The 1139-nt window shown below is 53.8% G+C and carries 1 protein-coding gene; it reads left to right on the top strand.

The window, feature by feature from the left end; genetic code table 11:
* On the top strand, positions 1-1139 hold a 1139-nt coding region (locus J5224_RS29180; RefSeq protein ID WP_264628570.1), incomplete at both ends, for a nitrogenase component 1.

The raw sequence follows: 1139 nt of genomic DNA, 5'->3' as shown, positions 1-1139 counted from the left end.
TGTTTGGTGCACTGGATCGCGTAGAGCAAGCGGTCGACGTTTTACTGATGCGTTATCCCCATGTCAAGGTCATCCCGATTATCACCACCTGTTCCACTGAGGTGATTGGTGATGATGTAGATGGCGTGGTACGCAAGCTCAACGATGGGTTGCTCAAAGAGAAATTCGCCGGTCGCGAAGTGCATCTGATTCCTATCCATACGCCAAGTTTTGTCGGCAGCATGATCAGCGGGTACGACCTGGCGGTACGCGATATCGTTAAGTATTTTGCCCGAAAAGGGGAGCCTAACGGCAAGCTCAATCTGATTACCGGTTGGGCGAACCCCGGTGATGTGACGGCGTTGAAGCATCTGCTCTCGGAGATGGCGATTGATGCCACTGTACTGTTCGAGATTGAAGATTTCGACTCACCGTTGATGCCATCCGGTAATACCGTGTCACACGGCAATACGACCATCGCCGATTTGACGGACACGGCCAATGCCAGCGCGACGCTGGCACTCAATCGCTATGAAGGGGGCAAGGCGGCGAATTATCTGGCAGATAAGTTCCAGATCCCGACCCTTATTGGCCCGACGCCGATTGGTATTCGTAACACGGACACGTTGTTGCATAACCTGAAAACCCTGACGGGAAAACCCATTCCGCCTTCACTGGTGCGGGAGCGTGGGATCGCCCTGGATGCCCTGACAGACCTGGTGCATATGTTTCTTGCCGACAAACGGGTAGCGATTTACGGCAACCCCGATTTGGTGATCGGGTTGGCGGAATTCTGTCTCGATCTGGAAATGAAGCCAGTGCTGTTGCTGCTGGGCGATGACAATGCCGGGTATGTCAACGATCCCCGCATTCACGCGCTGCGCGATGGGGTGTCCCATGATATGGAGATCATTACCAATGCGGATCTCTGGGAGATGGAGCAGCGTATTACCCAAAACGATCTGCAATTGGATCTGATCCTCGGGCACTCTAAAGGCCGTTTCACCGCGATTGATAACCAGATACCCATGGTCAGAGTCGGTTTCCCTACCTATGACCGGGCGGGACATTACCGCCATCCGGTTGTCGGGTACGCCGGGGCTATCTGGTTGGCGGAGCAAATGGCAAACAGCCTGTTTACCGACATGGAATACAAAAAG

Source organism: Candidatus Symbiopectobacterium sp. NZEC135 (assembly GCF_025962695.1).
This window is presented reverse-complemented; position numbering and strand designations above follow the sequence as displayed.